The organism is Formosa sp. Hel1_33_131 (assembly GCF_001735745.1).
Lineage (GTDB): Bacteria > Bacteroidota > Bacteroidia > Flavobacteriales > Flavobacteriaceae > Hel1-33-131.
Genome location: NZ_CP017260.1, coordinates 16,592 through 33,129 on the forward strand (window position 1 = coordinate 16,592; position 16,538 = coordinate 33,129).

Annotated in this window: 20 protein-coding genes; 8 read left to right on the forward strand and 12 right to left on the reverse strand. The window is 36.3% G+C overall.

Annotation, left to right across the window (positions count from 1 at the left end; genetic code table 11):
- Nucleotides 1-72: 72 nt before the first annotated feature.
- Both FORMB_RS00080 and FORMB_RS00085 read left to right on the forward strand, forming a co-directional pair.
- On the forward strand, nt 73-795 hold the full coding sequence (locus FORMB_RS00080) for a hypothetical protein (RefSeq protein ID WP_069675515.1): 723 nt from the start codon (nt 73-75) through the stop codon (nt 793-795).
- A 66-nt stretch (nt 796-861) separates the two neighbouring features.
- Nucleotides 862-2,427, forward strand: coding sequence for a hypothetical protein (locus FORMB_RS00085; RefSeq protein WP_069675516.1), 1,566 nt, complete (start codon nt 862-864; stop codon nt 2,425-2,427).
- Nucleotides 2,428-2,609: 182 nt separating this feature from the next.
- Here the strand turns inward: FORMB_RS00085 and FORMB_RS12900 are convergent, their stop codons facing one another.
- From FORMB_RS12900 to FORMB_RS12905, 3 genes are all read right to left on the reverse strand, one after another.
- Nucleotides 2,610-2,750: a hypothetical protein gene (locus FORMB_RS12900; RefSeq protein ID WP_157498046.1), complete on the reverse strand. Its 141-nt coding sequence runs from the start codon at nt 2,748-2,750 to the stop codon at nt 2,610-2,612.
- Between the two features lie 61 nt (nt 2,751-2,811).
- Entirely contained in the window at nt 2,812-2,937 is a 126-nt protein-coding gene (locus tag FORMB_RS13305; RefSeq protein WP_442856531.1) for a hypothetical protein, read from the reverse strand.
- The gene (locus tag FORMB_RS12905; RefSeq protein ID WP_069675517.1) at nt 2,934-3,203 is read right to left on the reverse strand and encodes a hypothetical protein; all 270 of its coding nucleotides are present in this window, start codon (nt 3,201-3,203) and stop codon (nt 2,934-2,936) included. Before FORMB_RS12905 ends, FORMB_RS13305 begins: the two co-directional genes overlap by 4 nt.
- A 106-nt stretch (nt 3,204-3,309) precedes the next feature.
- Between FORMB_RS12905 and FORMB_RS00095 the strand changes: the two genes are divergently transcribed.
- Together FORMB_RS00095 and FORMB_RS00100 are read left to right on the forward strand one after the other, a co-directional pair.
- Nucleotides 3,310-3,558 carry an addiction module protein gene (locus tag FORMB_RS00095; protein ID WP_069675518.1) on the forward strand — a complete coding sequence of 83 codons (249 nt, stop codon included), beginning with the start codon at nt 3,310-3,312 and terminating at the stop codon, nt 3,556-3,558.
- Nucleotides 3,548-3,841 (forward strand): hypothetical protein, encoded by a 294-nt coding sequence (locus FORMB_RS00100; protein WP_069675519.1) that lies wholly within the window; start codon nt 3,548-3,550, stop codon nt 3,839-3,841. The genes FORMB_RS00095 and FORMB_RS00100 overlap by 11 nt, the downstream gene beginning before the upstream one ends.
- Nucleotides 3,842-4,163: 322 nt before the next feature.
- Here FORMB_RS00100 and FORMB_RS00105 read toward each other — a convergent pair whose 3' ends face one another.
- From FORMB_RS00105 to FORMB_RS00140, 8 genes are all read right to left on the reverse strand, one after another.
- Nucleotides 4,164-4,358, reverse strand: coding sequence for a hypothetical protein (locus FORMB_RS00105; protein WP_069675520.1), 195 nt, complete (start codon nt 4,356-4,358; stop codon nt 4,164-4,166).
- A 297-nt stretch (nt 4,359-4,655) separates the two neighbouring features.
- On the reverse strand, nt 4,656-5,528 hold the full coding sequence (gene sucD / locus FORMB_RS00110; protein ID WP_069675521.1) for a succinate--CoA ligase subunit alpha: 873 nt from the start codon (nt 5,526-5,528) through the stop codon (nt 4,656-4,658).
- Between the two features lie 83 nt (nt 5,529-5,611).
- A complete protein-coding gene (locus FORMB_RS00115) occupies nt 5,612-6,556 on the reverse strand; it encodes a UDP-3-O-(3-hydroxymyristoyl)glucosamine N-acyltransferase (RefSeq protein ID WP_069675522.1) in 945 nt (314 codons plus the stop codon).
- A gap of 1 nt (nt 6,557) precedes the next feature.
- Nucleotides 6,558-7,124, reverse strand: coding sequence for an elongation factor P (gene efp / locus FORMB_RS00120; RefSeq protein ID WP_069675523.1), 567 nt, complete (start codon nt 7,122-7,124; stop codon nt 6,558-6,560).
- An 8-nt stretch (nt 7,125-7,132) separates the two neighbouring features.
- On the reverse strand, nt 7,133-7,918 hold the full coding sequence (gene lpxA, locus FORMB_RS00125) for an acyl-ACP--UDP-N-acetylglucosamine O-acyltransferase (RefSeq protein ID WP_069675524.1): 786 nt from the start codon (nt 7,916-7,918) through the stop codon (nt 7,133-7,135).
- Nucleotides 7,919-7,946: 28 nt separating this feature from the next.
- The gene (locus tag FORMB_RS00130) at nt 7,947-9,350 is read right to left on the reverse strand and encodes a bifunctional UDP-3-O-[3-hydroxymyristoyl] N-acetylglucosamine deacetylase/3-hydroxyacyl-ACP dehydratase (protein WP_442856520.1); all 1,404 of its coding nucleotides are present in this window, start codon (nt 9,348-9,350) and stop codon (nt 7,947-7,949) included.
- The gene (lpxD, locus tag FORMB_RS00135; protein WP_069675526.1) at nt 9,347-10,369 is read right to left on the reverse strand and encodes a UDP-3-O-(3-hydroxymyristoyl)glucosamine N-acyltransferase; all 1,023 of its coding nucleotides are present in this window, start codon (nt 10,367-10,369) and stop codon (nt 9,347-9,349) included. Before lpxD ends, FORMB_RS00130 begins: the two co-directional genes overlap by 4 nt.
- Nucleotides 10,370-10,393: 24 nt before the next feature.
- On the reverse strand, nt 10,394-11,623 hold the full coding sequence (locus FORMB_RS00140) for an HD domain-containing protein (protein ID WP_069675527.1): 1,230 nt from the start codon (nt 11,621-11,623) through the stop codon (nt 10,394-10,396).
- A gap of 106 nt (nt 11,624-11,729) precedes the next feature.
- On the opposite strand from FORMB_RS00140, the gene FORMB_RS00145 reads away from it, so the two are divergent.
- From FORMB_RS00145 to FORMB_RS00160, 4 genes are read left to right on the forward strand one after another with little or no spacing between them, the layout of a single operon-like run.
- The gene (locus tag FORMB_RS00145) at nt 11,730-13,280 is read left to right on the forward strand and encodes a T9SS response regulator signal transducer PorX (protein ID WP_069675528.1); all 1,551 of its coding nucleotides are present in this window, start codon (nt 11,730-11,732) and stop codon (nt 13,278-13,280) included.
- Between the two features lies 1 nt (nt 13,281).
- Entirely contained in the window at nt 13,282-13,707 is a 426-nt protein-coding gene (gene tsaE, locus FORMB_RS00150) for a tRNA (adenosine(37)-N6)-threonylcarbamoyltransferase complex ATPase subunit type 1 TsaE (RefSeq protein ID WP_069675529.1), read from the forward strand.
- A 48-nt stretch (nt 13,708-13,755) separates the two neighbouring features.
- Entirely contained in the window at nt 13,756-14,955 is a 1,200-nt protein-coding gene (locus tag FORMB_RS00155) for an alanine dehydrogenase (RefSeq protein WP_069675530.1), read from the forward strand.
- 9 nt (nt 14,956-14,964) lie between these two features.
- Complete coding sequence (locus FORMB_RS00160; RefSeq protein WP_069675531.1) at nt 14,965-15,324, forward strand: hypothetical protein; 360 nt, start codon at nt 14,965-14,967, stop codon at nt 15,322-15,324.
- Here FORMB_RS00160 and FORMB_RS00165 read toward each other — a convergent pair.
- Nucleotides 15,321-16,487: a proline dehydrogenase family protein gene (locus FORMB_RS00165; RefSeq protein WP_069675532.1), complete on the reverse strand. Its 1,167-nt coding sequence runs from the start codon at nt 16,485-16,487 to the stop codon at nt 15,321-15,323. The two genes, FORMB_RS00160 and FORMB_RS00165, sit on opposite strands and share 4 nt — an antisense overlap.
- Nucleotides 16,488-16,538: the final 51 nt, after the last annotated feature.

Sequence of the window (16,538 nt, forward strand, 5' to 3'; positions counted from 1 at the left end):
GTGTTAAGGCATTCTTAATCTGTCTGTGATAGTAATCTGGATTGTTTTATTTTGAATAAAACTTAACCCCTAATGCTTAAACCACTATTAACCCTCCTCTTAATAATGCCGATTGTGGGTTCCTCACAATCAATTTCAGGGATTCTATTTGATGCAAAATCGACCGCCAAAAACGTAACCATTCGCAACGTTTCTCAAGGAATTAAAAGCTATTCTGATGAGAACGGAACATTTAAAATCCAAGCTAAAATTAATGACACCCTTGTGTTTGAATCCATTTTATATAAAAGGAAAGAAATTATACTCAAACAACTTGATTTTGAAGAAGTGTTTATTGTCGATTTGAAACGTATGCTTAACGAACTTGACGAAGTCATTTTAAGCACTGGTCAAAAAACGAAAGCGTTTGATGAGAAAAAATATTCTAAAGACTTTCAAAAAAACTTAAAATCAGATAAAAAACAAAATCCCAATAAATATGTGACCCCGAACCCAAATATGGATTTTATGGCAATTTTTAGTAAGATTGGTAAGCTTTTTAAAAAAAAGAATGTAGAATCTAAAAAGCAAATCAAGCTTGAACAATTAGACTCCCTGTTCCGTAAAGATTTAGAATTTAACTACCAATTCCTCACTGAAAGCTTAGGCATTCAAACGGATCATATTCAATTATTTTTCAATTATTGTGAAGGGAAACAATTGGATGATTCCCTGCTTGGTGCATCAAAAAGGTTCGAGTTGATGGATCAACTATTTAAACTGAGTAAAGAATACTTGATTTTTATTAATGAATAAAATTTAAAGACCTACATACGATTCGTTTAATTCAAAAGTTATATTTTTACCAAAACACTACAACTTATGATCCGCTCCCTTTATTTTATAATTAGTTTTTTTATACTCATTTTTTGGAGTTCTTGTCGTCAAGATTTTGAATTTACACCAAGTACGGGCACTCTTAGCTTTTCAAAAGACACCGTCTATTTAGATACTATTTTTTCAAATATTGGTTCTAGCACCTATACCCTTAAAGTGTATAACAACTCTGATAACGACATTCTGATTCCGTCTTTAAAATTGAGCAACGGACAGAATTCCAATTACCGAATGAATGTGGATGGTATGATTGGAAACGGAACACTAGTCGGAAAAGAATTTGAAAATGTAGAACTTCTGGCACAAGACAGTATGTTTGTATTTATTGAAACCACCATTGACATTCAGCCCTTAGTCGCCAATGAAACCCAGTTTTTATACACCGATGCGATTGAATTTGGAACGGGCCCGAACACTCAAAAAGTAGAATTGGTAACCTTAGTGAAAGATGCCGTATTTATCTATCCAAATAAAGATGCGAATGGCGTCGTAGAAACACTCATTTTTGATGTAGACGGCGATGGTGTTGACGATGAAACCAATGTGCAAGGGCGTTTTTTAGAAGATTCAGAATTAACATTTACCAATGAAAAACCTTATGTGATTTACGGCTATGCGGCTGTTGCAGACGGAAAAACACTTGACATTAATGCGGGAGCCCGTGTGCATTTTCATGCCAATTCGGGGCTTCTGATCACTGAAAATGCTTCTTTACACATCAATGGATTGCCGAGTTTAGATGCCGAAATTTTGGAGAATGAAATCATCATTCAGGGCGATCGTTTGGAACCCCTTTACGAAGACATTCCTGGGCAATGGGAAGCTATCTGGTTGTTGAATGGCAGTACCAACAACAGCATCAATCATGCAACCATCAAAAATGGAACCGTGGGTATTTTAAGTGATGGCAATCAAGACGATCCTACAAAACTCGTGATTACAAATTCACAGATTTATAACTCCAGTAATTTTGGGATCTTGGGAAGAGGTACTTCCATCAGTGCTGAAAATGTAGTGCTCAATATTAGCGGCGTGTCCTCTTTTGCGGGTACCTACGGTGGAAATTATAATTTCACGCATTCGACCATCGCTAACTATTGGGCCAATAGCTTTAGACAATTCCCGGCCTTATTACTTAATAATTTTATTATTGATGCAGAAAACACCGTATTTACAAATCCTTTAGAATCTGCGAATTTTACCAACTGTATTATTTATGGAAATGACAATCCAGAATTGTTGTTGGAGAAAGAACCCTCTGAAGTATTTAATTTTAAATTCACCAATAGTTTAATTTACTTTGACGACCCAACAGGGTTTTATTCAGAGTCCCAATACGATTTTAGCAATACAGATCACTTCGAAAATGTGATGTTTAACAACGATCCTCAGTTTTTAGATCCTTCTATAAACCAATTGAACATTCCATTTGGGTCTCCTGCAGAAGGCTCAGGTATTGTCGTAGGAAACTTAAACGTGGATATCACAAACACCACACGCACGTCCCCACCCGATTTAGGCGCTTATAATGCGACTGAATTTGAGGATTAAATAAAAAGGGATTGTTTAATAAATTAAAAAAAATGTCATTCTGTTTTATTTCAGAATCTCAAAGTATTGTAAATCAATATTAATGAGAAGCAGAAACCACTTCAGCTTGACAAGAAAAAAGACTTTTAGACAGCCTCTAGTGTTTAAAATTAAATACTCACTCTTTACCAGTAAATTCCCCGCTACCGCACGAATCCTTTCGTGTGGTAATTTAACATTCTAAAAACCAGCACATCATCTATAAATCCTTTTTGACCTGCATAATCAACGGCACTACTATAAACATATTCTTCTGGATTATGAAATTTATAATTTCTACTCATCTAACCTCCTTCTTAAATTTAAAATACAATTCTTTGTTTTTATCAAACTCGTTACTTTTCTTTATGACCACACGAAAGGATTCGTGCGGCAGCGAGGGTCAACAAACTTTATAGGATTATTTTTGACAAAATTATAAGGCGATAAAGATAAGTTTTGAGGAATTTCAGCTAAAGGGTCAAGGTTCATCCAACGTCCCAAAGCAGGATCATAATTTCTTGCAGAGACATCGTACCAATCCAATCCAATCCGAGTTCTTCCCCAGACTCTTTACCTCCAAATTTAAAACGTGACGCCACGCTATTTCTAAAGGCGCTCATGTTATTATTGTACCCTTTATGTTCAAGTCCAAAGGGATAGAAGCCCCCCGTCTTTTTTAAGGGCTTTACCTCTTTTTTTGAGTATGCCAACCTTAAATTTGGTACAGTTTCAATATGTAATTTTAGACAACCCATGTGCTATTCCTAAACTAATTCTTTGTCATGAATTGACCTAATGTTTCTCTAAAAATCATACGTTTGGAATGATTTATGTATCTTTGTTTATCTAAAAGATAATATTATGGGAGCATTAGAATTAAGAGCTAAACTGATAGAACAATTTAATTTGTTTATACAAGACGATTCAAAACTTATAGCTTTAGATGGTGTTTTTGATTCTATTAATACATCTACACAAGCCCCATCTATTATTCCAGAGGAACATTATAAAATTGTTGAAGAACGTCGTCGCAAATATCATGCAGGAGAAACAAGTGGTTCTACTTGGGACGAAGTCAGACAAAAATTGAGAAATAAGTATGGGTTCTAAATTAATCATTGAACTTGAAGCGCAAATAGAAATTGATAAAGCAATAGAATGGTACGAGTCCAAGCAAATTGGATTAGGTGCAGATTTTTTCAATTATTTAGATGGCTATTTTCAAACCCTAAAAAATGGTGAGGCATTATTTGAAATAAAGAGAAAGCCAGTCTTTCGAGAACTTCCGTTAAAAAGATTTCCTTACATAATTATATACGAAGAATATCAAAATCAGGTGATTGTATATTCTGTATTTAATACTTTTCAAGACCAAAATAAAAAAACGAAATAAATTTCATTTTTATTATTCAGAATAAGGTATTATCTGTTTAAACTTTTATATCCATCTACTCCATGTTCTTGTGCAAATTGACGAGCTACCATATGCCCTTCAAAGTGAACTTCTCTTTCTCCCCAAATACTCCAAATAAATTTATAATTGTTATCCTTAAGAAATTTATTAAATAAGTCTTTCCTTAAATAGACAAAATGTTGATTAGAATTATAGTCGTCATAATTCCTAAGATTAATTGACGCTAAATCTCCATTCCTTTCGTAAAGATTAAAAGTTTGTGGAACATCAATTAAATCTAAATGAAATGCAATTTATTTTGCTACAACATTCTGATGACCTGCCTGATTAACAGAACTATGATAGCTCTCCCCGGATACCGCACGAATCCTTTCGTGTGGTGATTTAACATTCTAAAAACCAGCACATCATCTATAAATCCTTTTTGATCTGCATAATCAACGGCACTACTATAAACATATTCTTCTGGATTATGAAATTTATAATTTCTACTCATCTAACCTCCTTCTTAAATTTAAAATACAATTCTTTGTTTTTATCAAACTCGTTACTTTTCTTTATGACCACACGAAAGGATTCGTGCGGCAGCGAGGGATAAAAAGTAAAATGAGAATTTTAAGTTTCATAATAATAATAATAATAGATTTAGGAACTCTAAAGTTATAACGAAAAGTTAATTTAAAAAAATGGTTGTCTTAAATTTTAACAATTCGGTAACATACAATTGAAATATATCACACAAAAAACCTCCCAATAAAATTAGGAGGTTAGATATTATATAAAAAAGAATTTTCTAAGCCAGCACTTCTGCTACTTTCTTCCCAATTTCTGCAGGAGATTCCACAACGTGGATACCACATTCTCTCATGATTTGCTTTTTAGCTTGGGCAGTGTCATCACTTCCACCAACAATAGCACCAGCATGTCCCATCGTACGTCCGGCAGGTGCCGTTTCACCAGCAATAAATCCAACTACTGGTTTTTTGCTACCGCTTTCTTTATACCATTTGGCAGCATCTCCTTCAAGTTGCCCACCAATTTCACCAATCATCACCACACATTCGGTTTCTGAATCGTTGATAAGCATTTCTAAAGCTTCTTTGGTTGTGGTTCCAATAATTGGGTCGCCACCAATTCCAATCGCAGTGGTAATTCCTAACCCTTGTTTCACTACTTGATCCGCTGCTTCATAAGTTAAAGTTCCTGATTTAGAAACAACACCAACTGTTCCTTTTTTGAAAACAAATCCAGGCATGATGCCTACTTTTGCTTCTCCGGGTGTAATCACCCCAGGGCAGTTAGGACCTACCAAACGGCAGTCTTTTCCACTAATATAGTTAGAAGCCTTGATCATATCGGCTACGGGAATTCCTTCGGTAATTGTAATAATCACTTTAATACCAGCATCGGCTGCTTCCATAATAGCATCGGCTGCAAAAGCGGGTGGTACAAAAATAATGGTTGTATCCGCTCCTACTTTCTCTACCGCTTCTTGAACGGTATTAAAAACAGGTTTATCTAAATGTGTTTGTCCACCTTTTCCGGGCGTTACACCACCCACAACGTTCGTTCCGTAGTCAATCATTTGTGAAGCATGAAATGTGCCTTCACTCCCCGTAAATCCTTGAACTATTATTTTTGAATCTTTATTTACTAAAACACTCATCTGGTTTTGTTTTTATTAGTTTTTTAACTGCTGCAAATGTAATTTTTTGAATGGAAATTTTAAAGGTTTTAGCATTTAAAATTCTATCCATTTTTATTTTGTTTTAATTCTTGAATGATCTCTGGTAATTTACGAAGTAATGCCAATTCTTTTAGTTTGGTTCGCGCCTCTTCAATGGGTGTTCCAAAGTATGTTTTGCCGCCTTCAATTGATTTTGAAACGCCTGTTTGGCCCAAGACAACCGCTTTAGCGCCAATAGTGATTCCACTCGTGGTGCCCACTTGTCCCCAAATAGTGACATCATCTTCAATAACACAACAGCCAGCAATGCCCGTTTGAGACGCAATTAAGCAGTTTTTTCCGATCAGAGTGTCATGCCCCACCTGAATCAAATTGTCCAGTTTAGAGCCTGCTCCGATAGTTGTGTCGCCAGTAACGCCACGATCAATGGTACAAGAAGCACCAATATGAACCTCATTTTCAATGATGACACGACCACACGATTGTAATTGATCGTAACCTTCGGGACGTTTCTTATAATAGAAAGCGCTAGCTCCTAAAACTGTATTTGCATGAATAATGACATTATCTCCAATAATAGTTCCATCATATATACTTACGTTAGAATGGATTGTACAATGGTCTCCAATCACCACATTGTTTCCAATAAAACAGTTGGGTTGAAGGGTTGTGCCAGTTCCAATTTTTGCGGAGTCTGAAATCGGTTTATGAGATGCTTGAAAGGGTTTAAAATGCGCCGTGAGTTTGTTGAAATCTCTAAATGGATCGTCAGAAATTAGGAGTACTTTTCCTTCTGGACATTCCACTTTTTTATTGATAAGTACCACCGTTGCTTTAGAAGCAAGGGCTTTATCGTAATATTTTGGATGGTCCACAAAGACGATGTCACCAGCAGATACCACGTGAATTTCATTCATACCCAATACTTCAAAGTTTGGATCCCCTACATATTCACACTCAATCAGGGATGCAATTTCTTTTAAGGCCTGTGGCTGAAGAAAGTTCATACTATTCTTTAATACGTTCTTTGTACGATCCTTTGGCAGTCTCTACTTTAATTTTATCACCTTCATTAATAAATAAAGGAACCATCACCGTTGCACCAGTTTCTACTGTGGCGGGTTTAGTCGCATTGGTCGCTGTATTGCCTTTGATGCCTGGTTCTGTTGAAGTCACTTCAAGAATAACACTCGCTGGTAAATCTACCGAAAGTGGAGAGCTATCTTCTGTATTGATGAGCACCGTTACAACTTCGCCTTCTTTCATTAAATCGGGACTGTCTAAAACTGCTTTTTGGAGTTCTATTTGGGAGTAATCGGCTGTATTCATGAAATGAAACGTTTCCCCATCATTGTATAAAAATTGAAATTTATGCGTTTCCACTCTGACTTCCTCAATCTTGTGTCCTGCTGAAAAGGTATTGTCTATCACTTTTCCATTAGTGACACTCTTCATTTTGGTTCTTACAAACGCTGGCCCTTTTCCAGGTTTCACGTGTAAAAATTCAATCACTTTAAAAATATCGTGACTATATCGTATGCATAATCCATTTCTAATATCTGATGTACTTGCCATATGTGTGTTTAATTAGATTTAAAATATCCTTTCATAATTCCACGATGAGAATTTTTGATGAATTGTAAAATTTCATCACGCTCTGGAGTGGCTTCCATTTCAGCTTCAATAATTTCGGAAGCTTGAGAATTGTTATAATTTTTTTGATAGAGTAATCGGTATATATTCTGTATTTCTTTAATCTTATCCGAAGTAAATCCGCGACGTCTGAGTCCTACCGAATTGATTCCAACATAAGACAAAGGCTCTCTTGCGGCCTTTACATAAGGGGGCACATCTTTACGAACCAAAGATCCTCCTGTAACAAAGGCGTGATTTCCAATAGAACAGAACTGATGTACAGCAGTCATTCCGGCCAATACAACAGAGTCGCCAACTGTGGTGTGTCCAGCGAGTGTACTATTATTTGAAAATATACAGTTATTTCCAACGGTACAATCATGCGCAATATGGCAATAGGCCATAATCAAACAATTATCTCCGATGACGGTTTTCATTTTATCTGTAGTTCCACGATTGATGGTGACACATTCTCTTATGGTAACATTATTTCCAATAACAACAGTGGTGTCTTCATCGTCATATTTAAGATCTTGTGGCATTGCAGAAATGACAGAGCCAGGGAAAATACTACAATTTTTTCCGATGCGCGCACCTTCCATAATTGTAACGTTTGATCCGATCCAAGTCCCCTCTCCTATCACAACATTGTTATTGATCGTGGTAAAAGGTTCTATCACCACATTTTTGGCAATTTTTGCTCCAGGGTGTACGTATGCTAAAGGTTGATTCATGTTGTTCGTTTTTTGATGTAAAACAGATTTATTTAACTTTCGTTATTTGAGCCATTAATTCGGCCTCAGCACATAATTTTCCATTGGCATAGGCATAGCCTTGCATGTGACAAATCCCTCTTCTTATAGGAGTGATTAGTGTACAATTGAATATAAGCGTGTCTCCTGGTACCACTTTTTGTTTGAACTTCACATTGTCCATTTTCATGAAAAAAGTAAGGTAATTTTCTGGATCAGGAACGGTATTTAAAACCAGTATTCCACCTGTTTGCGCCATCGCTTCAATAATTAAAACACCGGGCATTACGGGAGCTCCAGGAAAGTGTCCCACAAAGAACGATTCATTCATTGTCACATTCTTACATCCAATCACATGGTTTTGAGATAATTCATAGACCTTATCTAAAAGTAAAAAAGGTGGACGGTGTGGCAACATATCCATAATGGCATTTACATCCATTAATGGGGGTTGATTTAAATCGATATTAGGAACATTATTACGACGTTCCATTTTAATGATTTTAGATATTTTTTTCGCAAATTGAGTATTTACAAAATGACCTGGTTTATTCGCAATAACCTTCCCTTGAATACGCGTCCCAATAAGGGCTAAATCCCCTATAACATCCAAAAGTTTATGACGTGCAGCTTCATTAGGAGAATGCAATGTAAGGTTGTCCAAAATCCCATTGGGCTTCACTGAAATAGAATCTTTATTGAAGGCTATTTTTAAACGCTCCATCGTTTCTGTTGAAATGGGCTTATCCACATAAACAATGGCATTGTTTAAGTCACCGCCTTTAATCAATCCATTCTCAAGGAGCATTTCTAATTCATGTAAAAAACTAAAAGTACGTGATTCTGAAATTTCTTTTTTGAAATTTGATAAATGCTGTAGGGTTGCATTTTGAGTTCCCAATACTTTGGTTCCAAAATCGACCATTGTTGTGACCTGATATTCATCAGACGGGATGATCGTAATTTCACTACCCGTTTCTTCATCGGAGTAAGAAATAACATCTTTAACCACAAACACTTCTCTGTAAGCTTCTTGCTCTTTAGTCCCCGCAGTTTCTAAAGCTTCTATAAAATACTTCGAAGACCCATCCATAATTGGAGGTTCTGAAGTGCTTAACTCTATGACAACATTATCAATCTCAAGTCCCACAAGTGCAGCGAGCACGTGTTCACATGTTTGTATCGTGACCCCATTTCTTTCTAAGCAAGTCCCACGTTGGGTATTCGTTACAAGATTGGCATCTGCTTTAATCATGGGCAGACCTTCTAGGTCAATTCTCCTAAAAGTATATCCATTATTAATATCAGCAGGAAGGAAGTTTATTTCGACTTCTAAACCAGTATGAAGTCCCACACCTTTTAAAGATACTTTTTTGGAAATCGTTGTTTGTTTCGATTCAGATTTAATAATCATGATTTAAGGGTTTTTTCTAATGTATTAACGGTCTTTACAATATTTGGTAGGTTCTTGAAATGAATGTATGATTTATAATAATCTCTAAAAGAAAATGCTGGAGATCCTTGCAAGACTTCGTTGTCTTTAATATTATGTCCGATGCCTGACTGTGCTTGGATTTTCACATTGTTTCCAATGACGATATGCCCTGCAACTCCGACCTGTCCACCAATTTGACAGTTCGTACCAATTTTGGCAGATCCCGCAATGCCTGTTTGGGCAGCAATCACTGTATTCTCTCCAATCACCACATTATGTGCTACTTGAATGTGATTGTCAAGTTTTACGCCTTTTTTTATGAGGGTCGATCCAAGCGTAGCGCGGTCAATAGTCGTGGCAGCTCCGATATCTACATGGTCTTCAATAATGACATTTCCAATTTGTGGTACTTTTTGATACGCGCCAGTTTCATCGGGGGAAAATCCAAATCCGTCAGCTCCAATCACCGCCGCAGAATTGATAAAACAATGCGCACCAATCACACAATCAGAATAAATTTTAACACCAGAAAACAAGGTCGTATGTGATCCGATGGTAACATTATCTCCAATAAAAGTATTTGGATAAATTTTCACGTGATCGCCTATCACTACATTTTCACCAATATGAGAAAATGCACCAATATAAACAGCTTCGCCATAAGTGGCTGAATCTGAAATAAATATAGGAGATTCAACCCCTAATTTATTGTTTTTTATATGGTTGTAATACTCCAATAATTTAGAAAATGAACTGTACGCATTTTCAACTTTGATGAGTGTGGCTTCTATTTTCTGTTCAGAAACAAAGTCCTGACCGACGATGGCTATTGAAGCATGAGTCGTGTATATATAAGGAGTGTATTTTGGATTTGCTAAAAAAGTAAGGGAGCCTTCAGCTGCTTCTTCAATTTTGGAAAGTGTATGGACTTCAACATCCGGGTTTCCAATAATTTCTCCGTTTAATATCTCTGCTATTTGTGTGGCTGTAAATTTCATTACTTGCAAAAGTAAAAAAAATTATCAAAGAATATCCTTTGGAAAGCATATATAATGCTTTGTAACTGTTTTAGACAGTACTTTTGAAGAGAGGTGGTCCGATGCTTTTATGATATCTTTGATTTTTCCATTTTTATATAAAATCTTAAGTCCCCCCTGCTGTGGGTTGTATGCTAAGTTTTCTACATGCCCATTAAACACAAAATAAGAGGCTTCATGAGCATCTAATGTATATTCTAACATAAGGTCTTGTTTGATGGATTCCACTTTGGAATCAGCAATCCGATTGTTTTTGAATTTTATTTTTAATAAGGTTCTGTTTAAGATCATTTCTGAGAGATGACTCAACACAAAATCATCGTGAAATTGCCACGATTTTAAAGCCGACATCACATCATAATCATCCAATAATGAAAATTGATTCAAAGTAGCCGCCTCAAAATTAGTGGGATTGGTACTGCTGTTTAAAAAGAAACTTAAGGCGGAACTGGCTTCTAACTTCACTCCTTTGTGCGTCAATTCCTTGGCACGTTTCAAAATGCGCGTGATCATTTGTTCGGCAACCAAACTTGTTTTATGAAGATAGACTTGCCAATACATCAAGCGGCGCGCCGTTAAAAATTTCTCAATAGAATAAATCCCTTTTTCTTCAATGACCAATTCATCGTTCACAACATTCATCATTGAAATCAAACGCTCACTGTTGATGTTTCCTTCGGAGACTCCTGTATAAAAACTATCTCTTTTCAAATAATCAGAACGATCAATATCCAATTGTCCAGAGATCAGTTGTCCAAAAAACTTACGACTGTAATCCCCTTTAAACATTGAAATCGCTACATCAAGCGCGCCCTTAAATTCTATGTTTAAGGTTTCCATGAATTTTAAAGAAATTGCTTCGTGACTGATATTTTCTACAATGCTGTGTTCCATCGCATGACTGAATGGTCCATGTCCAATGTCATGCAGCAAAATAGCGATGTACAAGCCGTTTTCTTCCGCTTCAGAAATTTGGACTCCTTTAAACCTTAAAATTCGAACTGCATTTTGCATGAGATGCAGACAGCCCAACGCATGATGAAATCGGGTGTGGTGCGCCCCAGGATATACCAAATACGATAAGCCCATCTGAGAAATTCGTCGCAATCGCTGAAAATATTTGTGTGCGATTAAATCGAAAATTAATGTGTTCGGGATTGTAATAAATCCGTAAATTGGATCGTTAAATATTTTAAGCTTGTTGTTCGTATTCAAACTTTATAGTGTTAAATTTACATTCTAAACTTTCTTTAAAAAGTTTTACGACGTAAAAATACTAAAATGAAAGGACTTCTATTCTTAACTAAAAAAAATATAACAGATGGGTAACATTAATATTTTATGGGTCGATGATGAAATTGAGTTTTTAAAGTCTCATATCATATTTTTAGAACAAAGAAATTATACCGTAACCCCTTGTCAAAGTGGTACAGAAGCGCTTACACTTATCAAAGAAAATGATTTTGATATTGTGTTTTTAGATGAAAACATGCCCGGTCTGTCGGGATTAGAAACCTTGTCTGAACTCAAAGAAATTAAAGCAACACTTCCGGTAGTGATGATTACGAAGAGTGAAGAAGAGTATATTATGGAAGATGCAATTGGAAATAAAATTGCCGATTATCTCATTAAGCCCGTCAATCCGAACCAAATTCTTTTATCACTTAAGAAAAACCTAGATCACAACAGACTAGTTTCAGAAAAAACATCTTCTAATTACTTACAAGAATTTCGTAAAATATCTATGAATTTAAATGAAATAAATTCATTTGAAGAATGGGAACAACTTTATAAAAAATTAGTGTTTTGGGAATTAGAGTTAGAATCGTCCAACGATGCCACCATGAGTGAAATATTAGACGCTCAAAAAATGGAAGCAAATCAACAATTTGGACGCTTTATTGAGAAGTTTTATCCCGATTGGTTTGAGGACCACCAAGCGCCTGTGATGTCTCATACCCTCTTTAAAAATAAGATTGCAAACGAGCTTAGCGACTCCCAGCCTACCTTGCTTATTGTTATTGATAATTTAAGATATGACCAATGGAAAATACTGGAACCTACAGTAAACAACCACTATAAAACACAAGAAGAAAGTTTGTATTACAGTATTCTTCCAACGGCGACTCAGTACGCTAGAAATGCAATATTCTCAGGGTTAATGCCTAGTGAAATGGAGAAATTATATCCTCAGTATTGGAAAAACGATACAGATGAGGGTGGTAAAAATTTATTTGAAGCCGAATTTTTAGAAGCGCAATTAAAACGCTTAGGGCTTTCACATTTGAAACATGAATATATAAAAATCACGAATTTAAGAGCAGGAAAAAAACTATCGGAAACCTTTAAAACAAAAGCGCAGAATGACTTAACCGTTTTGGTCTATAATTTTGTGGACATGTTGTCCCATGCAAAAACCGAAATGGAAGTTCTGAAAGAACTTGCTTCCAACGACAAAGGCTACAGATCGCTTACCAAGAGTTGGTTTCAAAATTCGCCCTTATTAGAGATTATCAAACAAGCCAAAGAGCTTAATTTTAAACTCATTATCACTACAGACCACGGAACCATCAACGTAAAAAATCCTTCTAAAGTCGTTGGTAATAAAGACACCAGTCTTAATTTACGCTATAAAACAGGACGCAGCATTTCTTATGAAGGAAAAGATGTGTTGGCAGTAAAAGATCCTAAATCAATTCACCTCCCTTCAGCAGCAATGAATAGCACCTTTATTTTTGCCAAGGACAATCTGTTTTTTGCATATCCAAATAATTACAATTACTATGTGAATTATTTTAGAAATACCTATCAACATGGAGGCATCTCTTTAGAAGAAGTCATTATTCCTTTTGTGGTTTTAAATCCTCGCTAAAATGACTAAAGAACTACATTTCAAGCTCGAAGAATTAGCAGAAGTCGCGCAAACAATTCTGAAAAATGCGCAGTCCAAAACACTGTTGTTTTATGGAGAAATGGGCACAGGAAAAACAACACTCATTAGCGCCATGGTCAAAGAAATGGGTGGAGCCGATACTGCTTCCAGTCCCACATTTTCCATTGTGAATGAGTATAAAGTTACAGAGGATACCGTCTATCATTTTGATTTTTACAGACTCAAAAACCAATATGAAGCATTGGACATGGGAATTGAAGATTATTTTTGTTCTGGTGTATGGAATTTTATCGAGTGGCCTGAAAAGATTGAAAATTTACTTCCTGAAAACGTCACTGTTTTAGAATTGTCCCTTGCTGAAAATGGCGGTAGAATTCTCAAACTCTCAGAAAAAAAACTTTCTTAGGGGTGATCAAAAAAATAATTGTAAATTAGATGCTTTATACTAAAGGCTATGCATAAACCAACTTCCCCTTTTACACGAGAACAATTACTTCCGAAAGAAGAAACTTTAGAATTGACGAAGGAAAAAGGAGCCTTGTTTATTGGCATCCCAAAAGAAACCTCTTTTCAAGAAAAAAGAGTGTGTCTCACCCCCGATGCCGTTTCGGCGCTGACAAGCAATGGACACCGTTTATTGATTGAATCTGGTGCGGGAGACAATGCCAGTTTTGAAGATCATGAATACAGCGAAGCGGGCGCAGAAATATCTAAGGACAGAGCGAAAGTATTTGCCTGCCCTATAATTCTAAAAGTTGAACCTCCAACTTTAGAGGAAATTGCCCTATTAAATCCTAAAGCACTTTTGATTTCTGCACTACAATTAAAAATGCAGCATAAAGAATATTTTAAGAAACTCGCCGAAAAACAAGTCACAGCATTGGGGTTTGAATTTATAAAAGATCAAGAAGGAGCGTTTACTGCGGTGCGCCAACTGAGTGAAATTGCAGGCTCTGCCTCTATTCTAATCGCCTCAGAAATTATGTCCATTACAAATGAAGGCAACGGTTTGATGTTTGGGAACATTAGTGGTGTCCCTCCAACAGAAGTGGTGATTATTGGTGCCGGAACTGTTGGTGAATTTGCAGCACGTGCTGCCATTGGACTCGGAGCCAACGTCCGTGTGTTTGATAATTCGATCAGCAAACTCCGTGCCTTGCAAGCGAATATTGGTCGAACGATTTACACGTCGACGATGCAACCTAAAAACCTTCAAAAAGCATTGATGCGTTGCGATGTGGCTATTGGAGCGGCAAAAGGAAACAACAGAGCGCCTATTTTAGTGAGTGAAGCATTGGTAGAACAAATGAAGCCAGGATCTGTGATTATAGATGTCAGTATCGATATGGGCGGCTGTTTTGAAACCAGTGAAGTTACTTCTCATGACAACCCCACTTTTGTAAAACACGATGTGATACATTATTGTGTCCCTAATATTCCGGCGCGTTATGCACGAACTTCCTCAGTGTCAATTAGTAATATATTTACACCCTATCTTTTGAAAATTGCAGAAGATGGAGGGATAGAAAATTCACTAAGATTTGACATGGGATTAAAAAATGGATTGTACTTTTACCACGGCATTTTAACGAATAAATCTGTAGCCGATTGGTTTGGTTTAGAGTACAGCGATGCCAATCTTTTAATCTTTTAAAATTAATAAATGAAGCTTGCTTACCGTTTTGTCTTTTACTTTGGAGGCTTCTCCATAGGATTGGTCTTTTTAATGTTTTTTTTAAGTGGAAAAAAAACAAGTTGTGCCTACGGCCCTGATGCGCGTGTATTGAAAAACATTCAAATTAAGAGTCTTAAATATTCTGAATCCGTTCAAGAGCAACTCAATAACAATGTAATTGATACCTTAACTTTAAATTCCATATTTAAAGGGGCAGATATAAATTTCAGCAAAAGTGACACCAATTCAGTGCCTTGCAAAACGTATCGTGTTGTGGGAGATGTCTATGAATTGGATGTTGAAAATTGTGAACGCGTAGCAACAATCAAAACACTTATAATCCGTTAGACATTTCGTCTTTGTTTTTCTTTTTTTATCAAGGAGAGCTCTCGACTTGTTTGTCCAGCAACCGAGGTGTTTTCCTCCGCCCTTCTAATTAGGTATGGCATCACATCTTTTACGGGGCCAAAAGGGACGTATTTAGCGACGTTATAGCCTTGTTCCGCCAAGTTGTAGCTAATATGGTCACTCATGCCGTAAAGCTGTCCAAACCAAACACGAGCATCATTGTTAGATATCTTAGAGGTTTCCATGAGTTCTAGTGCTAATTGAGAACTTTCTTCATTATGCGTTCCAATAAAAAGATGGATGGAATCCAGATTAGAAAGTATATACGTAATTGTATCATTAAACAGGGCGTCCGTGATTTCCTTCGTACCACAAATAGGCGATTTATAACCCAACTCTTTAGCGCGATTTCGTTCCTTTTCCATATAAGCCCCCCGAACCACCTTAAACCCTAGTTTAAAATTATTCTGTTTGGCTTTGGCATGAATTTCTTTAAGATAGTCCAAACGGTCCCAACGGTAGGTTTGTAAGGTGCTGTAAACGATCAAAGCATCGGTATTAAAAGTTTGCATCAATTCTAAAATCAAATCATCCACCGCATCTTGAATCCAGCTTTCCTCCGCATCAATAAGGATTTTTACATTATTTAATTTCCCTGATGCACATACTTTTTCAAAGCGATTTTTGATGCGTTCCCATTGTTCATTTTCAGATGCTGTCAACGTTTTCTTTTCACTGATTTTTTGATACAAATCAAAACTTCCAAAAGCACTCGGCTTGAATACGGCGATAGGCAAGGCTTCTTTGTCTTTAGAAAATTCAATAAGCTTTAAAATGGTTTCAAGGGCTAAATCAAATTGACTCTCCACCCCTTTCCCTTCAACAGAGTAATCTAAAACACTGTACACCTTACTGGCATACATTTTATCTATTGTTGGCACACAATCTTGTTCATTGACCCCACCACAAAAATGGTCAAATACGGTGGAGCGGATCAAACCTTCAACCGGAAGATGCGCTTTGAGTGCAAAGTTAGTAGCGGCAGTCCCAATACGAACGAGGGGTTCAATCGAAATCATTTTAAACAAAAAATAGGCGCGTTCCAATTCCAAATCAGATTTAAGATGAAACGCTATTTTTGTGTTGTTAAAATCAACAGCCATAATAAATGCTTTTAGTTTCTCACAAATATATTTAATAGTAATTATATTATT

Excerpts from the sequence above, each read along its gene's own strand:
- FORMB_RS00105 (WP_069675520.1), bottom strand. The coding sequence starts at position 4,358 with ATGAGTAGAAATTATAAATTTCATAATCCAGAAGAATATGTTTATAGT.
- FORMB_RS12900 (WP_157498046.1), bottom strand. The coding sequence starts at position 2,750 with ATGAGTAGAAATTATAAATTTCATAATCCAGAAGAATATGTTTATAGT.
- sucD (WP_069675521.1), bottom strand. The coding sequence starts at position 5,528 with ATGAGTGTTTTAGTAAATAAAGATTCAAAAATAATAGTTCAAGGATTT.
- lpxD (WP_069675526.1), bottom strand. The coding sequence starts at position 10,369 with ATGAAATTTACAGCCACACAAATAGCAGAGATATTAAACGGAGAAATT.
- FORMB_RS00080 (WP_069675515.1), top strand. The coding sequence starts at position 73 with ATGCTTAAACCACTATTAACCCTCCTCTTAATAATGCCGATTGTGGGT.
- FORMB_RS00145 (WP_069675528.1), top strand. The coding sequence starts at position 11,730 with ATGGGTAACATTAATATTTTATGGGTCGATGATGAAATTGAGTTTTTA.
- FORMB_RS00165 (WP_069675532.1), bottom strand. The coding sequence starts at position 16,487 with ATGGCTGTTGATTTTAACAACACAAAAATAGCGTTTCATCTTAAATCT.
- FORMB_RS00095 (WP_069675518.1), top strand. The coding sequence starts at position 3,310 with ATGGGAGCATTAGAATTAAGAGCTAAACTGATAGAACAATTTAATTTG.
- FORMB_RS00160 (WP_069675531.1), top strand. The coding sequence starts at position 14,965 with ATGAAGCTTGCTTACCGTTTTGTCTTTTACTTTGGAGGCTTCTCCATA.
- FORMB_RS00100 (WP_069675519.1), top strand. The coding sequence starts at position 3,548 with ATGGGTTCTAAATTAATCATTGAACTTGAAGCGCAAATAGAAATTGAT.
- FORMB_RS00115 (WP_069675522.1), bottom strand. The coding sequence starts at position 6,556 with ATGAACTTTCTTCAGCCACAGGCCTTAAAAGAAATTGCATCCCTGATT.
- FORMB_RS00085 (WP_069675516.1), top strand. The coding sequence starts at position 862 with ATGATCCGCTCCCTTTATTTTATAATTAGTTTTTTTATACTCATTTTT.
- lpxA (WP_069675524.1), bottom strand. The coding sequence starts at position 7,918 with ATGAATCAACCTTTAGCATACGTACACCCTGGAGCAAAAATTGCCAAA.
- FORMB_RS00130 (WP_442856520.1), bottom strand. The coding sequence starts at position 9,350 with ATGATTATTAAATCTGAATCGAAACAAACAACGATTTCCAAAAAAGTA.
- FORMB_RS00155 (WP_069675530.1), top strand. The coding sequence starts at position 13,756 with ATGCATAAACCAACTTCCCCTTTTACACGAGAACAATTACTTCCGAAA.
- efp (WP_069675523.1), bottom strand. The coding sequence starts at position 7,124 with ATGGCAAGTACATCAGATATTAGAAATGGATTATGCATACGATATAGT.
- FORMB_RS13305 (WP_442856531.1), bottom strand. The coding sequence starts at position 2,937 with ATGAACCTTGACCCTTTAGCTGAAATTCCTCAAAACTTATCTTTATCG.
- FORMB_RS12905 (WP_069675517.1), bottom strand. The coding sequence starts at position 3,203 with ATGGGTTGTCTAAAATTACATATTGAAACTGTACCAAATTTAAGGTTG.
- tsaE (WP_069675529.1), top strand. The coding sequence starts at position 13,282 with ATGACTAAAGAACTACATTTCAAGCTCGAAGAATTAGCAGAAGTCGCG.